General features: G+C 64.1%; 17 protein-coding genes. 8 read left to right on the top strand and 9 right to left on the bottom strand.

Annotated elements, in window-relative coordinates:
• Positions 1-72 precede the first annotated feature (72 nt).
• From ABIC03_RS19245 to motA, 3 genes are read right to left on the bottom strand one after another with little or no spacing between them, the layout of a single operon-like run.
• Positions 73-387 carry a hypothetical protein gene (locus tag ABIC03_RS19245; protein WP_275169383.1) on the bottom strand — a complete coding sequence of 105 codons (315 nt, stop codon included), beginning with the start codon at positions 385-387 and terminating at the stop codon, positions 73-75.
• The gene (locus ABIC03_RS19240; protein WP_245446762.1) at positions 368-1,306 is read right to left on the bottom strand and encodes a flagellar motor switch protein FliM; all 939 of its coding nucleotides are present in this window, start codon (positions 1,304-1,306) and stop codon (positions 368-370) included. The genes ABIC03_RS19245 and ABIC03_RS19240 overlap by 20 nt, the downstream gene beginning before the upstream one ends.
• The gene (gene motA / locus ABIC03_RS19235) at positions 1,303-2,202 is read right to left on the bottom strand and encodes a flagellar motor stator protein MotA (RefSeq protein WP_007613972.1); all 900 of its coding nucleotides are present in this window, start codon (positions 2,200-2,202) and stop codon (positions 1,303-1,305) included. Before motA ends, ABIC03_RS19240 begins: the two co-directional genes overlap by 4 nt.
• A 142-nt stretch (positions 2,203-2,344) precedes the next feature.
• Here motA and ABIC03_RS19230 point away from each other — a divergent pair, with 142 nt between their 5' ends.
• The 4 genes from ABIC03_RS19230 (at position 2,345) to ABIC03_RS19215 (ending at position 6,714) form a co-directional block, all read left to right on the top strand.
• Positions 2,345-3,133 carry a DUF1217 domain-containing protein gene (locus ABIC03_RS19230; RefSeq protein ID WP_275169384.1) on the top strand — a complete coding sequence of 263 codons (789 nt, stop codon included), beginning with the start codon at positions 2,345-2,347 and terminating at the stop codon, positions 3,131-3,133.
• A gap of 3 nt (positions 3,134-3,136) precedes the next feature.
• Positions 3,137-3,865 (top strand): flagellar basal-body rod protein FlgF, encoded by a 729-nt coding sequence (gene flgF, locus ABIC03_RS19225; RefSeq protein ID WP_275169385.1) that lies wholly within the window; start codon positions 3,137-3,139, stop codon positions 3,863-3,865.
• Between the two features lie 36 nt (positions 3,866-3,901).
• Positions 3,902-5,227, top strand: a complete 1,326-nt coding sequence (gene fliI / locus ABIC03_RS19220; RefSeq protein ID WP_354060117.1) for a flagellar protein export ATPase FliI — start codon at positions 3,902-3,904, stop codon at positions 5,225-5,227.
• An 851-nt stretch (positions 5,228-6,078) separates the two neighbouring features.
• Positions 6,079-6,714 carry a MarR family winged helix-turn-helix transcriptional regulator gene (locus tag ABIC03_RS19215; protein WP_275169387.1) on the top strand — a complete coding sequence of 212 codons (636 nt, stop codon included), beginning with the start codon at positions 6,079-6,081 and terminating at the stop codon, positions 6,712-6,714.
• A 1,200-nt stretch (positions 6,715-7,914) separates the two neighbouring features.
• On the opposite strand, the gene ABIC03_RS19210 is transcribed toward ABIC03_RS19215, so the two are convergent.
• Positions 7,915-9,507 (bottom strand): porin, encoded by a 1,593-nt coding sequence (locus tag ABIC03_RS19210; RefSeq protein WP_354060115.1) that lies wholly within the window; start codon positions 9,505-9,507, stop codon positions 7,915-7,917.
• Positions 9,508-10,008: 501 nt separating this feature from the next.
• Here ABIC03_RS19210 and ABIC03_RS19205 point away from each other — a divergent pair.
• Entirely contained in the window at positions 10,009-10,488 is a 480-nt protein-coding gene (locus ABIC03_RS19205; RefSeq protein WP_275169389.1) for a MarR family winged helix-turn-helix transcriptional regulator, read from the top strand.
• 38 nt (positions 10,489-10,526) lie between these two features.
• Here ABIC03_RS19205 and ABIC03_RS19200 read toward each other — a convergent pair whose 3' ends face one another.
• Positions 10,527-11,609 carry an alpha/beta hydrolase family protein gene (locus ABIC03_RS19200; protein WP_354060112.1) on the bottom strand — a complete coding sequence of 361 codons (1,083 nt, stop codon included), beginning with the start codon at positions 11,607-11,609 and terminating at the stop codon, positions 10,527-10,529.
• 893 nt (positions 11,610-12,502) lie between these two features.
• Between ABIC03_RS19200 and ABIC03_RS19195 the strand changes: the two genes are divergently transcribed.
• From ABIC03_RS19195 to ABIC03_RS19185, 3 genes are all read left to right on the top strand, one after another.
• Complete coding sequence (locus ABIC03_RS19195; RefSeq protein WP_354060110.1) at positions 12,503-13,567, top strand: ketopantoate reductase family protein; 1,065 nt, start codon at positions 12,503-12,505, stop codon at positions 13,565-13,567.
• Positions 13,568-14,073: 506 nt separating this feature from the next.
• Positions 14,074-14,892 carry a CxxCxxCC domain-containing protein gene (locus ABIC03_RS19190; RefSeq protein WP_354060108.1) on the top strand — a complete coding sequence of 273 codons (819 nt, stop codon included), beginning with the start codon at positions 14,074-14,076 and terminating at the stop codon, positions 14,890-14,892.
• A gap of 102 nt (positions 14,893-14,994) precedes the next feature.
• Complete coding sequence (locus ABIC03_RS19185) at positions 14,995-16,506, top strand: helicase HerA domain-containing protein (protein ID WP_354060106.1); 1,512 nt, start codon at positions 14,995-14,997, stop codon at positions 16,504-16,506.
• Between the two features lie 16 nt (positions 16,507-16,522).
• On the opposite strand, the gene ABIC03_RS19180 is transcribed toward ABIC03_RS19185, so the two are convergent.
• The 4 genes from ABIC03_RS19180 to ABIC03_RS19165 all read right to left on the bottom strand — a co-directional run bounded on the left by ABIC03_RS19180 (position 16,523) and on the right by ABIC03_RS19165 (position 21,148).
• Entirely contained in the window at positions 16,523-17,599 is a 1,077-nt protein-coding gene (locus tag ABIC03_RS19180) for a HoxN/HupN/NixA family nickel/cobalt transporter (RefSeq protein WP_354060104.1), read from the bottom strand.
• A 155-nt stretch (positions 17,600-17,754) separates the two neighbouring features.
• Positions 17,755-18,495, bottom strand: coding sequence for an ABC transporter ATP-binding protein (locus tag ABIC03_RS19175; RefSeq protein WP_354060102.1), 741 nt, complete (start codon positions 18,493-18,495; stop codon positions 17,755-17,757).
• Entirely contained in the window at positions 18,492-19,325 is an 834-nt protein-coding gene (locus tag ABIC03_RS19170; protein ID WP_354060100.1) for an ABC transporter ATP-binding protein, read from the bottom strand. The genes ABIC03_RS19175 and ABIC03_RS19170 overlap by 4 nt, the downstream gene beginning before the upstream one ends.
• Positions 19,325-21,148 (bottom strand): ABC transporter permease, encoded by a 1,824-nt coding sequence (locus ABIC03_RS19165; protein WP_354060098.1) that lies wholly within the window; start codon positions 21,146-21,148, stop codon positions 19,325-19,327. Before ABIC03_RS19165 ends, ABIC03_RS19170 begins: the two co-directional genes overlap by 1 nt.
• Between the last annotated feature and the right edge of the window lie 11 nt (positions 21,149-21,159).

The following is a 21,159-nucleotide window of genomic DNA, read 5'->3' as shown; positions in this document are numbered from 1 at the left end:
TATCGCCTCTTGGTATTTCCGCTCCCGGAGCGCCGCGACGTTCCGATCGTATCTATTCCGCCGGCTTCGGCTTCAATGCTTGTTCACGTCGGCGCCGCCCGCGGTCGCCGGGGATGCGAGCCCGCTCCTCGCATCGAGCGCCGCGATCGCCTCGTGGGCCTGATCGATCTTCGTGCTCAGCACGTTGGCGAGCCGCCCGAGATTTGCGGTGGAATCATGCGCCGCGGTGATGACCGTGTCGAAGGCGCCCGCCGTCTCCTGGACGATGGTCGAGAACTCGCCCTGGTAGCTGCGCAACCGCGCCAGCTCGCGATGCATCCGGGTCACCCGCATGCTGGTGAAGGCGAGCGCGATCAGCAGCACGGCATCAACGAGATAGGATATCATCGACAAACTCCCGTTTCTGATCGACGGGATCTGCCACCTGCATGGCGTAATAGCCATCAAGCTGGCCGATCTGACACCAGAACAGCACCTGGTTGTTGCTCTCGAGCCGAGCCAGCGTGCGCGGCGTGGCTTCGAGCTCGAGCACCTGCCCGACCTGGAACTTCACGACGTCGCCGAGCGAAATCATCTTCTCGTCCAGCACCGCGCTCAGCGTCACCTCGGTTCGGTGAACCTCGGTCTCCATCTGCTCGCGCCAGCGCGGATCGGCCGCGCGGCCGTCGCTGACGACCACGGTCGCGAGCTTCTGCCTGAGCGGGTTGAGCGCGGAATGGGGAATGATGAGGAACATCTGGCCGCCGCGGTAGAGTGCCTGCAGCATGATGTTCGCGCAGATCGACATGTTGCCGCTCCGCCCGATCGCCAGCGACGCCATCGCGGTCTCGACCCGCTCCACGCGGAAGGTGACGTTGGAGGTGCCGGCGAAAGCGGATTGCAGCGCCTTGGCGAACCGCTCGAATAGCGCTTGGACCAGGCGGATCTCGATGTTCGAGAAGCTGCGCTCGACGTCGAGCGGCGGTTCGGCGCCGTCGGAACCGAACATCGCCTCGACCATGGTGAACACGAAGTCGCGGTCGAGCATGATGATGATGCGGGAATCCCACTGCTCGGCATAGAGCACAGCCGCAACCGCATTAGCCTCGTAGTCCTTGATGATGTCGCCGACACGGTCGTTGGTAATGCCGTTGACCGAAAAATAGCACGGCGTTCCCGCTATCGGCTGCAGGCTGTCCGTGCACGACGCCGCCATGCGATCGAAGATCACATTGAGCATCGGCATGCGCTCGATCGAGATGCCGGCGGCGTCCAGCAGATAGTTCGGCAGCGGCTTGCGCTGATCGACGTCGAGGGCTTCCATCATGATGCGCGCGCAGCCTTCGGTTCAACCTCGGTCACGACAGCCTTGGGACCCGCGATCGTCTCGTTCTCGACGACGTCAATCGAGGGCCGCTCGGGGCTCGCGATCATCTTGCGGCCGTGCTCGACGGCAATCTGCGGCATGGCGCCGTTCATGAACGCCAGCAGCGTCTGCTTGACGATGATGTAGGGCCGGCAACGCTTCTCGCGCGTCATCTTCACCTTCATCGCGAAGGGCGAAATGATGCCGTAGGACAGGAAAATACCAGCGAAAGTGCCGACGAGGGCGGCGCCGATGAAGCCGCCCAGCAGCTTCGGCGACTGGTCGAGCGCGCCCATGGCCTTGATGACGCCGAGCACCGCGGCGACGATGCCGAGCGCAGGCAGCGCTTCCGAGACCACCACCAGCGCGTGGTAGGGCGCCAGCTTGCTCTTCACGATGGTGTGGATCTCCTCGTCCATCAGCGCTTCGATCTCGTGCGTTCGCGCGTTACCCATGATGATGAGGCGGACGTAATCGCAGATGAACTGGAGCAGCGACGGATCTCCGAGCACGCTCGGGAACGCCTTGAAGATCTCGGAGGACGCGGGATCGTCGATATGCGCCTCGACCTCGTTGCGGCCCTTGCCCCGCAGCTCCCGCATCAGCGCGTGCAGTGCACCGAGCAGATCGAGATAGTAGCGCTGACCGGGCACCGCCCCCGTCACAGCCTGCACGCAGGCAAGCCCGGTATCCGCGACCGTCTTCCAGGGATTGGCCATGATGAAGGTGCCGGCCGCGGTGCCCATGATGATCACGAACTCCCACGGCTGCATCAGCACGCCCAGATGCCCGCCCATGGCGGCAAATCCGCCCAGCAGTGCCGCTACCGTGATGACGATCCCCACGAAACTGCCCAACGCGCCGCTCCATCACCGATCCCATCGGGAATATCTAGTCGGCGAGCCTTGCGCGAGGCTGGCTTCCCCCTCGCCAGCCTCGCGCAAGCGATTCACGGCAGCTTGGGACGACGTCGCGAGAGCGGCCAGAGGGGCGCGTGTCATGCTATCCACCATCGCGGACTACACCAGACTGACCAAGGACATGGGCAAGTCGCTGACGCAGGTCGCGACGCAACCGGACGTAAGCCGCGACACCGATTATTTCCTCAGCCACATCGGCAACGTGAAGACCATCGACGACTTCCTGAAGGACTATCGCCTCTATTCCTACGCGATGAAGGCATATGGCCTCAGCGACATGACCTACGCCAAGGCGTTCATGCGCAAGGTGCTGACCGAGGGTATCGCCGACAACAAGACCTTCGCCAACAAGCTGACCGACACCCGCTACCGGCAATTCGCCGCCGCATTCAATTTCGCCGCCCTCGGCGACAAGGCGACCCAAACCGCCGCGGCCACGACTGGCACGGCGACCCAGTTCGTCACGCAGACGATGGAGGAGAAGGCCGGCGACCAGAACGAGGGCCTCCGGCTGGCGCTCTATTTCACGCGCAAGGCCTCCACGATCACCAATTCCTACCAGATCCTCGCTGACAAGGCGATGACGCAAGTGGTCCAGACGGCGCTCGGCCTGCCCTCGACGATCAGCTCGGCTGATATCGATGCCCAGGCCAAGATGATCACGAGCAAGATCGAGCTGACCGATTTCCAAGACCCGGCCAAGGTCACCAAATTCGTGCAGCGCTTCGCGGCGATGTGGGATGCGACCCAGGCCCAGAGCGACAATTCGACCAACCCGGCGCTGGTCCTAATCGGCGGCGCCACAACGTCGATCGGCATGGATACCAACGTGCTCACGACACTTCAGAACATTAAGTTCAACAGGTAGGTCATGCAATCGGCCCTCTATGTAGGATTGTCGGCGCAGGTCGCCCTCGAAAAGCGCCTCCAGACGATCGCCAACAACGTCGCCAACGTCAACACGGCGGCGTTCCGCACCGACGTGGTGAAGTTCGAGACGGTGCTGTCCAAGGCGGGCGCGAACCCGGTCGCCTTCTCCTCGCCCGGGGACAACATCATCTCGCGCGAGATGGGCAGCATCACGGAGAGCGGCAACCCGCTCGACGTCGCCGTGGTCGGACAGGGCTGGATCGCTTTCGCCGGTCCGAACGGCACGGTCTATACGCGCGACGGCCGTCTCCAGATCGCCGCCAACGGCGACCTTCAGACCGTGTCCGGCTTCCCCGTCATCGATTCCGGCGGCGCGCAGATCACCCTCGATCCGAACGGCGGACCGGTCTCGATTGCGCGGAGCGGCGCGATCACCCAGGACAACAACGAGATCGGCACTATCGGCCTGTTCAACATTCCCGCCGACGCCAATCTCGACCGCTACGGCAATTCGGGCGTCACGCCCGACCGGCCTGCGACCGCCATCGCCGACTTCTCCCGCGACGGCTTCAAGCAGGGCTATGTCGAGGGCTCCGGCGCCAATCCGATGATGGAATTGACGAAGCTGATCGCGGCCTCGCGCGCCTTCGACGGCACCAATTCGATGATCGAGGGCACCGAGAGCTCGCTCCAGAACGCAATCCGGACGCTGGGCGAACCCGGCAAATAGACTGCGCCCCGCGCGCAATGAGGTTGGACGGTTTCCTTGAACGCTCTTCGGCAACTTGAGTGGGCGCTGCTGGAGCTTCAGCAGAGCACTCCCCTGGCAAACGTCAGCGGCGCGATCTCCGAGATCGCGTCGACGCATTTCCGTGTCTCCGGCCTGTCGCGCTTCGTCAGGCTGGGCGAACTGATCGGCGTCAACTCCGGCGGCAAGCCCCAGATCGGCGAGGTGGTGCGGATCGACAGCGAGGGCATCATCGCCAAGCCGTTCGACCGGCAGTTCGCCGGCGGCCTCGGCTCGGTCGCCTACCGGATGCCCCCCATGTCCTTTGCGCCGGATCCGAGCTGGAAGGGCCGCGTCATCAACGCGCTCGGGGCGCCGCTGGACGGACAGGGCGCTCTCACCCCCGGGTCGCGTCCGGTCTCGGCCGAGGCGGAGGCGCCTTCGGCCATGAAGCGCGCGCGGGTCCACAAGCCGCTGCGCACCGGCGTACGCGTCATCGACCTGTTCGCCCCGATCTGCGCCGGGCAGCGCGTCGGCATCTTTGCCGGCTCCGGCGTCGGCAAATCGACGCTGCTTGCGATGCTCGCCCGCAGTCAGGGTTTTGACACCGTCGTGCTGGCCCTGGTCGGCGAGCGCGGCCGCGAGGTGCGCGAGTTCATCGAGGACGTGCTGGGCGCCGACCGTCACCGCGCCGTCACGATCGTGTCGACGGGAGACGAGAGCCCGATGATGCGGCGACTGGCGCCGAAGACGGCCATGGCGGTCGCCGAATATTTCCGAGACCGGGGCGAATCCGTCCTGCTCATGGTCGATTCGATCACCCGCTTCGCCCACGCAGCCCGTGAAGTCGCGCTCGCCGCGGGTGAGCCCGCGGTCGCGCGCGGTTACGCACCCACCGTCTTCACCGATCTGCCGCGCCTTCTGGAGCGCGCCGGACCCGGCGAGGAGGGATCCGGGACGATCACCGGGATTTTCTCGGTGCTGGTGGACGGAGACGATCACAACGAGCCGATCGCCGATACCATCCGCAGCACACTCGATGGGCACATCGTGCTCTCCAGGCACATCGCCGACCAGGCGCGTTACCCGGCCGTGGACGTTCTGGGTTCGGTCTCCCGCCTCGCCCATAACGTCTGGGACCCCGAAGAGCGTGAATTGGTGAGCAAGCTGCGGGCCATGATCGCCAAATACGAGGACACCCGCGACCTTCGCCTGATGGGCGGATACCAGGCGGGACGTGATTCGGGGCTCGACCAGGCGGTCGACATGGTCCCAAGAATCTACGGCGCGATGCAGCAGGACGCTTCGGCTCCGCCAAGCGCCGATCCGTTCCGCGAGCTGCGGGACATGCTCAAGGGCGACTAGCAAGTCTCAGCTTGAGTCGGCGAGGCGCCCCGCGATCGCCCCTTGCTCGTGGTCTTCGACGGGTGATTGCGAATGCCGCCACGCTTCCCGCGCATGCACGGTTGTCTGCGGTCTCCGCCGTGAACGCCTCCACCGTTCGGGTGAGGGAATCGCGCAGCCGCGCCGAATGCGACTGAACGACGATTCCGTGATTCGGTCCGGACAACCGCCGCGTGTAATTCCTGTGAGTTCCCTCGGACAATCCTTGGCAGAACGCACAAGTTGTGGATGACATGCCGACGCACATCGTCGTCATGCACAAGCTTCGACCAACTTGCATCAACGACAGCCAACAACGTGCCGTGCAATAAAACCGTCGCATAGTCGCGTGCATGTTGCTCGTGGGACAGGGTATTGCGTTCACCATCATGTGTCCCCGAAGTGCGAGATTGTCTTGAACGTTACATTCGCCTGCGACGACATCCTGTCTCAGAGAGGGTCTCTACTTGATTTTGTTGAGAAGCTCATTCATCGTTTCGTCGAAGATAAGAAACGTCTGCGTGTGACTTGAACCTTAGGGGCTTCGGTTGAACTACTCCGATCCATCGTCTGCTGGCGACGGCTATTCGGGCTCCCGTGCGACGACGCCGCGAATGGCATACCAACAGCAACACCGCTTCCCGCGTCATAACCTGCAGTGCCCATCCGTCCATGTCGGGCGCCAGGCAGGCCGTGCCTTTACGCGAGAGAAGAGCACGGTGCATGTGTCGGATATCGCGGTCGGTACGGCTTCTCGCAAACGGCTCGTGCGCAACTACGGAAGGCGGCTCCGGGGCGCCGCAAACGTGACTCCCGGGGCAAGGTAGGAATTCATGCCGTTGGCAAGAGAAGCCGTCGAGCTGCTGGTTCAGGCGGCGAGGGCTTGGTATTTCGAAGGCAATCAGCATGGGTTGCGCGACCGGGAATGGATGGCGCTGCGCTTTCTCGGCCGCGCCAACAGGTTTTCGCGTACGCCGTCCGCGCTTGCCGGCTTCATCGGCGCCACCAGGGCGACCGCATCGCAGATCGTGAAGACGCTGGAGGGCAAGTCCTTCCTGGTGCGAAAGCCGTCGCACGAAGACAAGCGTTCTGTCGTGCTGCACGTCACTGCGCAGGGCGAAAAGTGCCTGAGCCAGCACGATCCGATCAATCACGTGCTGAACGCGGTCACGGCGCTCGGACCCGACGAGTGCGTCAGGCTTCGCGATTCGCTGCGCGAGATCCTCAATCACCTCGACGCGGCACATCAGCGGCTCGATGCCAGCATCTGCCGGGACTGCATGTTTCTCGCCGAACGCGGGCCGGGTACCGGCAAGGGACGCGCAACGGCCGAATTCATGTGCCGCCTGTATCGCGCCCCGGTTTCGCTGGATGAGACCGAACTGCTCTGCACCAGTTTCGAGCGCACCCGCGACCGTCCCAAGATCGAGGAGCATCTCGACCGCGCGCGCGTGGCGAACCAGGGGTGAGGCACGCGTGATTTCCGCGCGCGGAGCTTGCGCTGCGGACAATTTCGTCTCTCATATCCCGGACAAGCTGCAGCGCGAAGCCTTGCAGCGCAGAGCCGGGATCCAGATGGCGACACGGTCCCATGTCGCGACATGGGCCCCGGCTCTCCAGCGTACCGCAAGAGCGCTGCGCTGCGTCCGGGGCACGGGAGCGGAGTGTGGCACACACTCTCTCCACATCGTCATTGCGAGCGCAGCGAAGCAATCCAGAATCCCTCCGCGGCGGCAGACTGGATTGCTTCGCTGCGCTCGCAATGACGGAGTATGAGGCGATAGCGCCACTGTTCCTCGCATTTTGAATTGCGGACACACCTTCGCATCCTCGCGGCTGATTTCGCCCGAGCTTTGCTTCGTCGCTCCACCCTCTTATCCAAGAGGGCACAGGGAAGGCCGGGTGCCGGCTGGCACCCGCGGTCCGCTGCGCGAAAAGCACACGCAGAAAAACCGCACAGCAGCATACAGGTGTAGCCAATCACTCGGCCTTCCCTGCGCGATGGTTGGACGGCTTATGCCGTGCTCTCCCGGGAGCCGAGTTCCTGCTGGCCTCCCTCGCCCTCGCGAAAGTCACCGGCACCGCGCCGGTCGACGCAGATGCCGCATCCGCCAAGGCTTGACCGTAGCAACGACGGCCAGGACCACACGGTTTTGCCGTACGCACGGCCCGCCATTTCGCCGCAGTTTTCCCAGCCCTGTCGACGGAGCCGGAAACTTACAGACGAGACGAAGCCTAGCAGCGCCGCTCGTCGGAACGAAGCCTTGGGCTCACGGAGAGCAATCCGCCCTGCCCACGCCTCTCGCACCCGAACGCTGCCGCGTCCACCGCAAGCGCGGCTCGCGAACGTGACGACCACAAGATCGCCCCTCAAGAATGAGCCGGGATGGGCGACACATACGTCGTTTCCGAATTTCGGTAAAGTGGAATATTTTTGCGGCGGCCGATTGACAGCCTTTCAGGTGTTTTGCCCGACGGGTGATGAGCGGCCGTCGCCCGAAGCGAGCGCGCCGCAATTCGAGCAAGGTCTCGCGCCGGAAGAGTGGCCGCGGATCACGCTTGCGCTCGGGCACCGGCTTCCGGCTTCGCCGCTTTACATCATCGGCCGTGCCAACAAAAAACACCCGGCGGTTTCCCGCCGGGTGTTCGTTGATGTGTTTCGACAGATCTTACCAGTTGCGCTGAGCGCGGAGGATCATGGCGATCGAGTCCTGATCCTTCAGCTCGTAGACCGCGGCCGGCTTGGCGGTCGTGGCCGACGGGGAGATGCCAACCGTGCCAGAGTACTTCTGGTCGAGATGGGTCCAGGAGACATCAGCCGAGAAGGTCAGGTTCTTGACCGGGGTCCATCGGGTGACGACACCCAGCTGGCCGATCGCGAAGTCCGGGTTGCAACCCGTCACACCCGCCAGGCCGCCGAACACGCCGCCGCCGCCGCCAGCACCGCACAGGGTGGTCTTGGCCAGCGTGCCGAACTGGGCCTGAGCGTAGGCACCGTAGAGCGCGGAGTTCCAGTTGGGATCCCAGTTGTGGGTGTAGGCGCCGCGGAAGCCCCAGGTCTTCACAGTTTCCTGCTGGCTCGGCGTTGCGCCACCAACAAACACCGTGTCGGGAGCATTGGCGAAGCCGATGCTGCCGTAAGAGCCAGCAATGCCCGAGTTGCCGTACAGCGCATAGGAGCTGCCCGACAGATTCTGGAAGTTGTAGCGGGTCGCACCGTCGGTGTAGACGCCCTGGATGTTGATCGTGTCACCCGCGCCGGTCGGGATGTTCTTGATCGACAGAGCGAGCTGAACCGCCCAACCCCATTTGTCGTCGGGGTGGCCAGTCGGCTCGGTCGCGCCGTAGTAACCAACGTGGTTGTCATGCGCAGCCACCGACGCCTGGAAGAGACCCCAAGCCTGGTCGACACGCACCATAGCAACGAGGTTCGGCGAACGGGTGCCGCCGATGGCGTTGGTGCCGTACGAACCGCCGATCATGCCGCCCGCGGTCGCGCCGCTCATGTTGAGGTTGCCGGCCTGATAGTAGGCCGAGACGTCTTCAGCCGAGAACGCTGCCGTGATGCCCTGACCGAAGTCGGCGGTGTAGGTGAACTGGTTGACACCAGTGACCGTGCCGCTGCCGCCGACGAGGTTGTCGGTGATGTTGCCGGGATAGTTGGTCCAGGGCGCGTCGAACTGCGACACGGCCTTACCCATCGTGAAGCCGGCGAACTGGATGAAGGCATAGTACACGCCGAGCGCACCGGCCGAGGTGTTGCCGTCGGTGCCGTTGACGCTGCCGCTACCATTCGAACCGACGAGGGCGGTGCCCGCGGCGTTGAGACCGAGCGCGCCGCTGTACTGGGTGCCACCCGTTACCGAACCGGTCGGGGTGTAATTGCCGCTCGTCCAGGTGAAGACGCCGTCGAAGAAGGTGCGGACCACGCCGTACTCGGTCGCAGTGCGGGTGTCGATGTTGAGGTCTTCACGAGAACGGAAGGTGTAGTAGTTCATCATGCGGTTGCGAGCACCGGCAGTACCGCCCTGGTTCGGATTGAAGTCCGAGTTGGAGCCCAGCACGGCGTCAGCGCGCATGTAACCGCCGAGCTTGATGCAGGTGTCGGTGCCCGGGATGTAATAGAAGCCGGCGCCGTACAGCGAGCAGATCTTTACGTATTCGACCGCTTTGGCCTTCACGGGGAGATCGGCAGCGAACGCTCCGGATGCGGCCATCAGGCCGGCAGCCGAGCCCAGAAAGAGTGTCTTCGTCAACTTCATTAGTAAACCTCCAGGTCGGTTCAGGGGGCTCGGCTCCCGGAGGAAGCCGCTTTACCCTCTCAATTTCGCTCAATTCAGATCCGCACGAAGGTCCGGACTGAAACGACAGTGAGGTGCCCCCCCTCCGTCGTGGCTTCACATATAGTTTATAAAAACAACTGCCTCAATTTATTGATTTGATGAATCGAAAGTTCGAGCCGCGATGTGTCCTAAGAGCAACATCGGCGATATCCCCCAGAAGAGCCGTTGCCTGGAACAAGAAAAGCCCTCAGGGGGCATCCCGAGGGCTTCTTGGAGGTCTCGCATCGCTGTCCATCGAGTGGGTCAAGAAAGCGAAATAGAGCACGATAGTCGATAATAAAATTAATTGTTCTTTGCAAGTAATAATTTGGTCTACGATTTCTTCCGCGCGGTACCTCCGTTTGGCCGGCGCGCGATTTTCGAGACGCTTCCAAGATATCCCATTAAAGATAGGCAAGGGATAAACGGGGAGGGAGCCACATGATCGAGAAGAAACTCGACAGGGCGATTACGGACTTCATCTGGAACGTCGTCGAAATTCATTCCCAGCTGGAGGACATCCACACCAGCTGGGCTGGACTGCTGGGCATTACCGAGCCGCAGTGGCTGATCCTGATGGCCATCACCGAATTGGACGAAGGGCGAGGTGTCGCCGGAATCGACATCGCGAACAAGCTGCGCGTCCACCCGGCCTTCGTGACCAACCAGACCAAGAGTCTCGAAAAGGGGGGCTTCCTGTCGCGGCGGCCTGCAGAGGACGACGCGCGCTTCGTCCTGATGTCGCTCACCGCAAAGGCGACCACGGAGATCGAAAAGCTCTCCAAGAGAAAGCTTGCCTTGAACTCGACCATGTTCAACGAGCTCGACGAGAAGACCCTGACAGACCTGAATGATGCGCTCACGACGATTGCCAAGAATGCCCGGCTGGCTGCACGATTGCTGGCAATCGACGTGTCCTGATCTTCCGATGTCCTGAGTGGAATGTGCGTCTGTCACGCCTAGAGGTAGGTTACGGGATCGATCCGACCGGCCGTTCCGAGTTTGCTGTCCAGCCACTGGAAGATGAAATCGTCCACGGAGATGAAATTCTCGATCTCGCCCAAAGGGTACGGGATCCGGTTTGGCACGACGACCGAGCAATCGGCTCCGGCGTGCCGATAACCGGCCTGCAGCTCGAGAGCCTCCGCTTCCCGGACCATCGAGCGGCTCCCGACGACCATGAGCAGCGGGCAAGCGATTTGACGCGACGGCAGCAGCGAGCCTGTCGAGGCCCCGTCAAGGACCGTCTGCTCGACGCCGGTCATCCAGTGAACCGACGCACGACGCTTGACCGACGCCAAAAGGCCGCCATCGCACACCGCGGCAGCTATCCTGCGATCATATAAGGCGAGGCGGGATACATCACTGGCGCACATCCCTTCGCCGTAGACCGAAATCCGCTGTCCATCGACATCCGGCCGAGCCTCCAGATAGTCCAGCCAGCACTGCAGGACGTGCTCCGGCTTGAAGGAGCGACGAGCAGCTGAAGCGCGGGCATGGACAAGCAGGAGTGACACATTCCGGCAGAGTGCGGCCGGCCACAATCGGCTCATCATCGAGGCCAAGGAGCCCTCATCGTCACCGACGCAGATGAGTGCGGGTGCCCCAGGCTCACGACGACAAGCGGGCAAAAAGAGGCCCGTCAACGCTTCTTGATCGAAGCCATCGATCTTCACGCGCTCGATCACCTGACCGGCATCATCCTCGAAGCCTCTCAGGCCGATCCCGGCCTTGTCTGCGAGGTCGAGGCGCGTGGAATCTTCCGGACAAGATAGACTTCGTGCGATTTCGAGGGCTGTCAGCGAGCACAGCCACGCCTCGCGTGAAATCCAGACGGAGCCATCGTCCCGCGCGGATTCGGCGAAGATCCGGTAGTCGTCGGCAATCCTCGACCACTCTGAAACCCAGAGATGCCTGTGCGCCTCACGCGCAAGTTCCGTGACGGACAGGTTCTCGAAAAACTCCGACGCGCGACTGCGCAAGCGTGCCAGATTGCCACCCGCGCCGTCGCGCGAGCAGCGAGACGAATGAGCACCATCCATGTCAGTCCCCTAACGGCGCCGTGAACGCTTGCCCGGACAGGGACTGCCAAAGACCTGAATTGCAAAGATTTGCCGGCTTCGCTTTCAGCGCAGCGCCATGCACAAGGTACGATCGTGGGCGGGCATGATCGCGGCCGTCATGCTCGTGTCCGCCGATGGTGCAACGTGCCTTGATCTCTTTCCCGGCCCTTTGGGCGCGCAGCGAAAGGTCACAATAGCCAGTGTCCGGTTCAGTCCGCGCGGCGGCGCCCCGAGGCTGACGATCATTCGGTGTTGGCTGTTGCTGATACACAGTTTAGGCCCCGCACCACTCTGCCATTTTTTGCAGTCCCGCGTTTGTCGTTTTTTGTTGCGGTGGACGACTAAAATTGGAGCTCATTCGGTGACGGAAAACCCATCGCCTGTGTCGGCTTCCATCATGAATTCCTGATGACGCCGATCCGGCGTGCCACCCATCACGATAGCGATAAAATATGCGGCGGCTTTCCGCCTGATCGATGCCGACGGCCTTCGCCAAGGGACTTTCCGGCTGTTAGTGCCGCAGGAAAACCGGCGCAACAAATCCTAAGGCGCTCATCCGCACCCGGCGCGCGAGACGTGACGAGGTATAATCGCGTTCTGGGCGAGCCAGGGCGATCGAGAACGTACAACATTCCCTACTTCGGTTAGCCAGTTATTTGAGCAGATCAAGTACCTGCAGAACCCTGTCGCCAGCAGGGCGTCGTCTCGCTTTTGGCCGTCAAGCACACGCCGGGCCGCCTGCCGCGCCTTCTGCGCCTTGTATCCATTATCCCAGTTGCCATTCCCGCGCACTTTGCCTTACATGCCCGCCAAACTCGCCGCGGATGACGGCCGGGGCTCAAAAATCGCACAAATTGTCAAAGGGACGAGACATGGCGCGTAACATCCTGATTCTCGGGGCTTCCTACGGCTCCCTGCTGGGCACCAAGCTGCTGATGGCCGGGCACAACGTGACCCTGGTCTGCCGCACCAAGACCGCAGAGCTGATCAACCGCGAGGGGACCGAGGTGCGCATCAAGTTGCGTGATGAGGCGGTTCACCGCGCCATCTTCTCGCGCGACCTGCCCGGTAAGCTCGACGCCGTGACGCCGGCCAATGTGGACTTGTCCCGATACGACATGGTCGGCCTTGCGATGCAGGAGCCGCAATACACCAACCACACGGTGCGCGTTCTCATGGTCAGGATCGCCGCGGCGAAGCTGCCGTGCTTGTCGATCATGAACATGCCGCCGCTGCCCTATCTGAAGCGGATCCCCTCGCTCGCCGACATGGATCTCGAGGAGGCCTATACCAATGCGCAGGTGTGGGAGCGCTTCGAGCCCGGGCTGGTGACCCTGTGCTCGCCCGATCCGCAGGCGTTTCGTCCGCCGGAAGAGGCTGCGAACGTGCTTCACGTCGGCCTGCCCACGAATTTCAAGGCATCCGTGTTCGCCGACGAGACGCACAACAAGGTGCTGCGCGAGCTCGAAGCCGACATCGACGCGGTGACGCTCGACGGCCACGACGTGCCGGTGAAGTTGAAGGTGTTCGATTCTCTGTTCGTGCCGCTGGCGAAATGGTCGATGCTGCTGACCGGCAACTACCGCTGCATCACGCCGCACGAGCCGCAGTCGATCCGCGACGCCGTGCACGGTGATCTCGCGCGCTCGCAGACCATCTACGAGCATGTCGACGCCATCGCCCGCCGTCTCGGCGCCGATCCGCAAGACCAGGTGCCGTTCGCGAAATACGCCAAGGCTGCCGAGAGCCTGCTGAAGCCGTCGTCGGCCGCACGCGCGGTGGCGGGCGGCGCGCCCTTCATCGAGCGCGTCGACCTCTTGGTGAAGCTGATCTCGCATCAGCTCGGCGCGCCCAATGCAGAGATCGACCGCACGGTCGAGACCGTGGACCTGAAGCTCAACGAGAAGATCGTGCAGGGCGGATCGGGCGCGCTGTAACGGGCGCTTCCATCGCCATCGAACGCGTCGGCGCTTGCGCTCCCAGGACACCGGGGCTGAGCGTCACCATGCCCTACCCGCAAATCATCTCGCGCGGCACTGTTCCCGGTGTGATTCACACTCAACAGGCGTGATGGCGTCTCGTCGATCACGCAATCGTGTCGCTTTCAGTTCCCTCCTGCTTTCACCCGCAAATAACGTCTGAATGACACAGAGCCATGTTGCCCGTCATGTCTCGACGTGGCGCAGCGAGAAAATGCTGCCTTTCCGCTCGAACTGAACCAAAGCGCACAATTTCTGCCCGCCGCGCGCGCGAACGATGTCGCGGGCTTCGGACGAGATCCTTCATTTGCGCAAACGCCGCATGCGCGCGCGGCAGGCTCGTTGCCTTGTCTCGCGGACAGGCCTGAGCAACATAGGTTTGCAACTGTCTTCTACGGCTTGTCCAGACACCGTTTGCGGTCCCCGCGTTCGGATCCAGACAAGAAAAATCGAAGAAAAGAAGCATGGACCAGGCGATGCTGAGCGTCGTCCGCGCAGTAGAGGCAGGCGCGACGACGATGAAGGGCGTGATCGACGCCACCGGACTGTCTCGCCTCAAAATCGAACGTGCGTTGAACGCGCTGGAGAAGCAGAAGCTGCTGGTCCGCGACGGCCAGGGTTTTCGCGGAACCGGTCCGACGAAGACGGCCCAGCCTGCGCGGCAATGCGGCTCGTGCAATGCCTGCTGCGACATCCTCGAAGTGGCCGCCGTCGACAAGCCGGTGAACCAGCTGTGCAACCATTGGCAGGCCGGCACGGGTTGCAGCATCTACGAGCGCCGTCCCCAGATGTGCCGTTCATTCGTCTGCGCCTGGCTGCAAGGCCATCTCGACGACGACTGGTTTCCGGCGAAGTCGGGCATCATCGTGCATTTCAGCCAGGACGCCGTGAACGTGACGGTCGACGACCATTGCCCCGATCGCTGGCGCGACGAGCCCTATTTTAGCAAGCTCGCCGAATGGTCGCTGAACGGGATCAGGCGAATCGGAAACCGCGGCTACGCGACCCTCGTCGTCTCCGGCGCCGACCGATTCCTGCTGCTCGGGCGCACCGTCGTTCCCGAGCCGACGCTGTTCGGCACCGCGTTCCTGCCGCTCACGGCCGAGACATTTCGATTCTGGCGGGCGAAATCCCCGGAGCATTTGCAGCGGCTGCACGAGCGCATCGCCGAGATCGAGCGGATCAGGCAGGAGTTCGGCTCCTGCGCCATCCCGGAGAACGAGGACGACGATCCGCAAGCCCCCTATCGGCCCGCACTTCTACGGCAATCGAATCACGCCTGAACTCCGCCGTGGGCAACGACGCATGATTCTCGCCGTGGCGCTCGACGCGCCGCGGCCGGGTTGATAAGCCCCTCTCCGCGAATGATGGGACTTGAGTCGGGCATGACGGTTGCGATCGAGATGGGGCAGACCACGGCGGGCGCCGCGGCGGCCATGGACCTCGAGGAACTGTTGGCGACCCGCCTCCTGGTGCAGGGCAATTCGGGCTCCGGCAAATCACACCTGCTGCGGCGGCTGCTGGAGCAGAGCGCGCCCTGGGTGCAACAGGCCATCATCGATCCCGAAGGCGATTTCGTCTCGCTGGCGGAGCATTTCGGCCATCTCGTGATCGAGGCCGAGGATCACACCGAACGCGGCCTTCAGGTTGCCGGCGAGCGCGCCCGGCTGCATCGCGTCTCCACCGTGCTCAACCTCGAAGGGCTCGACGCCGAGAACCAGATGCGCCGCGCCGCGGCCTTCCTCGGCGGGCTCTTCGACGTGGACCGGGACCATTGGTACCCGATGCTGGTGGTCGTCGACGAGGCGCAGCTGTTTGCGCCTGCGGTCGCGGGCGAAGTCTCTGATGAAGCGCGAAAGCTTTCGCTCGGCGCGATGACCAATCTGATGTGCCGCGGCCGCAAGCGCGGGCTTGCCGGGATCATCGCGACCCAGCGGCTGGCAAAGCTCGCCAAGAACGTCGCGGCCGAAGCGTCCAACTTCCTGATGGGCCGCACCTTTCTCGACATCGACATGGCGCGCGCCGCCGACCTGCTCGGCATGGAGCGGCGGCAGGCCGAATCCTTTCGCGATCTCGAACGCGGACAATTCATGGCGCTCGGCCCCGCGCTGTCGCGACGCCCCCTGCGTTTGAATATCGGAGCGACCGAAACCCAGCCGCGCACTTCCACGCCGCGGCTGATGCCGATGCCCGAGGCCACGCTCGAAAATATGCGCGCCGTGATCCTGGCAGCGCCGCCGCCCGATGCCAGCCGGCCGCAGCGCCGGCCCGCGCCCGATCTGCTCGAGCAGCTCCGCGCCGCAAAGGCTGCGGCACCGGAGATCGGCCCCGAAATGATCGAGGTCCCGGTCAGTGCCGAGGAACTCGCAGAGCGGCGCGAGCGCGTGGATCGGACCCTTCGTGCCGTCCTCGCCGCGCCCGATGCCGGTTTCCGCGCGGTCGGCGTGCTCTACCAGGAGTTCGTGGTCCGCTGCCGCATCGAGGGCCTCGGCTCGGCGGTGCCCGACCTCACCGAATTTCGGCGCATGCTGACACGCGCACGCGCCGGGCTCGGCGCCGAGCACGCCGAGGACGACGCCTGGCAGGACGTATCGCTCCGCGCCTCGATCCTGCCCGACGACATGCAGGGCGTGTTCATGATGATCGCGCGTGCCGCGAAGGAAGGCTGGCCCTGCCCCGGAGACGCCGCGATCGCCCGCGCCTACGGCTCGCATTCGCTGCGCCGGGCACAACGCCTGCTCGGCTACATGGAGGAGCAGGGCCTGATCGTCTGTCAGCTCGACGGCGCCGGCCGCCGGATCGTGACGCTGGTGGAGCTCGCCTGGGCCACCGCGCCGGGCGATCCCAATGCCGACCACCTGCCGGCAGAGCAGGTCGCGAGCGCGGCGCCGGCTTGAGCCAGCGGATTGTCGATCAGGCCGCTTCGGTGACATCGGCGCCGATAAGCGCATCCGCCGCGCGACGCCGCTCAACCGCAAACATGCGCCGATAGAGCACGGCCGAAACCAGCCATGCAATCGTGAACAGCGCGATCACGGCGAAGCCGACATTGGCGAGCGAGTCGTTGAGTGCGTCGACCAGTGCCCACACGCCGCCGGACAGGCTGAGCTGGTCCGCGATCAGCCCGAGCGCCTCGATTCCGCCGATCAACAGCGCCACCGCCACGGAAGCCCCTGTTATCGTGAGGTTGTACCAGAGCTTGCGCAGCGGATCGACGAAGGCCCAGCGATAGGCGCTCACCATCAGTGCCGAGTCGGCGGTATCGACCAGCGCCATGCCCGACGCGAACAGCGCGGGGAAAACGAGGACATCGGCAAACGAAGCGCCGCGCGCGGCTTCGCCGGCGGAGATGCTGAGCAGGCCGATTTCGGTTGCGGTGTCGAAGCCGAGCCCAAACAAAAAGCCGAGCGGGTACATGTGCCAGGGTTTTGTCACCAGGCGGAACATCGGGCCGAGCAGCCGCGCCAGGGCGCCGCGATTGGCAAGCAGGGCATCGACGCCCTCCGCGTCGTGAATCCCCCGCTCCCGTGCCGCGCGAAACGTCCGCCACAGGCCGACGAAGATGACGAGATTGATGGCCGCGATCACCAGCAGGAACAGCGCCGAGACCGATGTGCCGATGAAACCGCCGATCTCCTTGAGCAGGCTGTCGCCACCGAGGCTGACGACGCCGAGCGCGAGCAGCATGGTCGCGACCACGACGATTGTGGAATGGCCGAGCGCGAAATAGAGTCCGACCCTGCGCGGCGCGCCGCCTGCCTGCATCTGCTTGCGCACGACATTGTCGATGGCAGCGATGTGGTCGGCATCGACGGCGTGGCGCAGGCCGAACACCCAGGCGAGCAGCGCGGTCGCCATCACCGTCGGCCTGTCACCGAATGCCGCGAAGGCCCAGGTCCACGCCCCGATGTTGGCCGCGATCAGTCCGCCGAACAGCAGCACCGTTCCGGGCTCGACCGCCCGCAGAGATAATTTCGTCACGACCATCATTCCGTCCGCTGCACGCACCAACGCACGAGCGGTATGATCTTTTCACAGGATGGTCATACTGACCAGACCCGGCGGCCGCCTGATGATCGCATATGCGGATTTGCGGGAGGTCGTCATGCCCAGGCTTGTCCCGGCCATGACGTCGGCGCACTGCATCACGCCGCCTCGGAGCCGCCGAGATAGGCGTCGCGAATGCGGGGATCGTCTTTCAGCGCGCGGGCGGAGCCGGAGAGAACGATCTTGCCGGTCTGGAGCACATAGGCCTCGTGCGCGATCTCGAGCGCGAGACTGGCGTTCTGCTCGACCATGAAGACCGAGACGCCCTCCCGGTTGATGGTGCGGATCAGTTCCAGCACGCGGTCGACATAGAGCGGCGACAGGCCCATGGTCGGCTCGTCCATCACGATCATCCTGGGACGGCTCATCAGCGCGCGCGCCATCGCGACCATCTGCTGCTCGCCGCCGGAGAGCGAACCGGCGCGCTGCGATAGCCGCTGGCCGAGCTTCGGGAACAGCGTGAGCATCTTGTCGAGATCCTGCGCGATCGCCTCGCGGTCGTCGCGCACGAAGGCACCCATCAGGATGTTTTCGCGCACGCTCATGTCCGCGAACAGGCGCCGTGCCTCCGGCACCGAGGCGATGCCGCGGCGGACGATCTGCGGCGTGGTCAGCCCGAGCAGCGAGGCACCGTCGAAAGTCACATCGCCCGAGCGCGGCTTCACCAGGCCCAAAATGATCTTCATCGTCGTCGATTTGCCGCTGGCGTTGCCGCCGAGCAGGCAGACGATGTGGCCGCGCGGAACTGATATCGACAGATCGAAATGCACCTGGGCCTGACCGTAGAAGGTGTTGACGTCGGTAAGCGCCAGCAGCGCATCGGGCGGCGTGTTCGTCATGCCGCGCTCTCCTGCTTCGTCGTCAGGCCGTGGCCGAGATAGGCCTCGATCACCTTGGGATCGCCGCGCACCGCTTCGCCCGGACCTTCCGCGATTTTCTTGCCTTCGTCCATGACGATGACGCGATCGGAGAGGCGCATCACCATTTCGAGCTTGTGCTCGATCAGCAAGATCGTCAGTCCTTCGGCCTTCAGCTCGGCGACGAGGCCCTGCATCTCAGTGGTTTCGGTCGGGTTCATGCCGGCGGTCGGCTCGTCGAGCAGCAGCAGGCGCGGCTTCAGCGCGAGCGCGCGCGCGATCTCGACGCGGCGGCGGTTGGCGTAAGAGAGGCTGTAGGCCGGCTGGTCGATGCGCGGCAGCAGCCGTTCGCCGAAGCGCGCGAGAATGACCTTCACATCCTCGCGCAGCCGCTCCTCCTCGGCCTTGACACTGGCGGGGCGCAGCAGCGCCAATCCCAATTCCAGCAGCGGGCCGATCACCGGCACGGTCGGCCTGACCGCACGCAGCCGCGTGTGGGCACCGATCAACACGTTGTCCATCACGCTGAGATTGCCGAAGACACGGCCGAGCTGGAACGTGCGCGCGATGCCTTCGGCGGCGAGCCGTTCCGGCGAGAAACCCGTGATGTCCTGATCTTCGAAGCGAACCGTCCCGGCGTCCGGCCGGTCAAGCCCGGTCACGAGATTGAACAGCGTCGTCTTGCCGGCCCCGTTCGGGCCGATGATGCTGATCAGCTCGCCTTTGGCGAGATCGAGATCGATGGCGTCGACCGCGGTGAGGCCGCCGAAGCGCCGCGTCAGCCCGCGCAGGGACAGCATGGTCGTGCCCATCACATCGTCCCCAACAGGCCCTGCGGCCTGAACCGCACCAGCAGCAGCAGCACGATGCCGTAGATCAGGATGCGGTACTCCGCCGCGATCCGGAACACTTCCGGCAGGCCGACCAGCGCGACCGCTCCGACGATGGCCCCGACGACATTGCCGAGTCCGCCGAGGATCACGACCGTCAGCGCCAGGATGGATTGCTGCGTATTGAAGGTCTCGTGGTTGATGTAGGAATAGAGATGCGCGGCGATGCCGCCGCTGACGCCGGCCGCGAACCCGCCGAAGATGAAGGCCAGCGATTTGTAGCGATTCAGGCTGAGCCCATAGGCGCGCGCGGCGATGTCGTCATCGCGAATGGCGCGAAAACTGCGGCCGAGATGCGAGCCGAGCAGGCGTCCCTGCAGCAGCGCCAGCACGACCATCGCGATGAAGCTGAACCAGTAGATCGAAATCGGGCTGACCAGCTCATAGCCAAACAGCGACAGCGGCGGGATGCCGGAGATGCCGATCGGCCCGCGCGTGACGCTCTCCCAGTTCAGGATCACCAGCGAGACGATCTCGCCGATCGCGAGCGTCGCGATCGAGACATAATGCCCGCGCAGCCGGAACGACGGCGAGATCAGCGCTGTGCCGAGCGCCGCGCTCATCAGGCCGCCGCCGATGATGGCGAGGCCGACGGGAACGGAGAAGGTGAGCGACAGCAGCGCGGAGGTGTAGGCGCCGATCGCGAGCAGCGCGGCGTGTCCGAGCGACACCTGGCCGATCGTGCCCGCCACCAGCGTAAGGCTCAGCGCGAGCATGCCGAGCAGCCAGGCGTTGATCAGAGTCTGGAGCACGTAGAACGACACCGGCAACAGCGGCAGGATCGCGAAGACCGCGGTAGCGATCAGCAGAGCCCAGCGCGGAATGCGCACCGGGCGGCTCGGCGCGATGAAAGTGCCGGTGAGCGGCTCGGGCGGCGCCTGCCGTGCGCTGGCGAACAGGCCGTTCGGGCGCAGCACAAGCACCACGACCAGCAGCAGGAACGCGAACAGATTGCGGTAGCTGGTGCCGAACACGGCGACGCCGTAGCTCTCCACCAATCCCAGCAGCAGGCTGCCGATCACCGCACCCGGCACGTTGCCGGCGCCGCCGACGACTTCGGCGACGACGCCCTTGAGCGTCGCCTGCAGGCTCATCGCGGTGTCGATCTGGTTGTAGTACATGCCGACCAGCAGACCGGAAATGCCGCCGAGCGCAGCCGCAATGCCGAACACGGCTTGATTGACGCGGTTGACGTCGACACCCATCTGCATCGCGGCGTCGCGATCCTGGGCCGTGGCGCGGATGGCCCAGCCAAGCTTGCTGTAGCGCAGGAACACGAACAGCAGCAGCGCGCTGGTGATGCCGACGCCGGCGATCAAGAGATCGAGCGGTCCGATCGTGCCGCCGCCGATCTGGAAGCGGACGTCTGGCAGCTGGCTCGGCAGCGCGCGCGGATTGGGGGAGAACGTCAGCATCACGAGCTGATCGAGCACGAAGCTGATGCCGATGGTCGCCAACAGCGGGGCGATGCGCACCGAGTTCTGCAGCGGACGCAGGCCGAACCGTTCGATGATCAGGCCAACCAGCGCCGCCGCCACCGCGACCACGATGATGGTAAGCGGCAGCGGCGTATGCAGCTGCACCACCGCGACCCAGCCGATATAGGCGCCGACGAGGTAGATCGAGCCTTGCGCAAAGTTGATCAGCCGGCTGACGCCGAAGATCAGCGCGAGCCCGACCGCAACGAGGGCGTAGACGTTACCGACGATCAGCCCGTTGATCGTGTAGTCGAGCCAGGAAGACACGCAGGAGATCC

Origin of the sequence: Bradyrhizobium sp. RT6a (assembly GCF_040547675.1) — a bacterium.
Taxonomy (GTDB): domain Bacteria; phylum Pseudomonadota; class Alphaproteobacteria; order Rhizobiales; family Xanthobacteraceae; genus Bradyrhizobium.
This window is presented reverse-complemented; position numbering and strand designations above follow the sequence as displayed.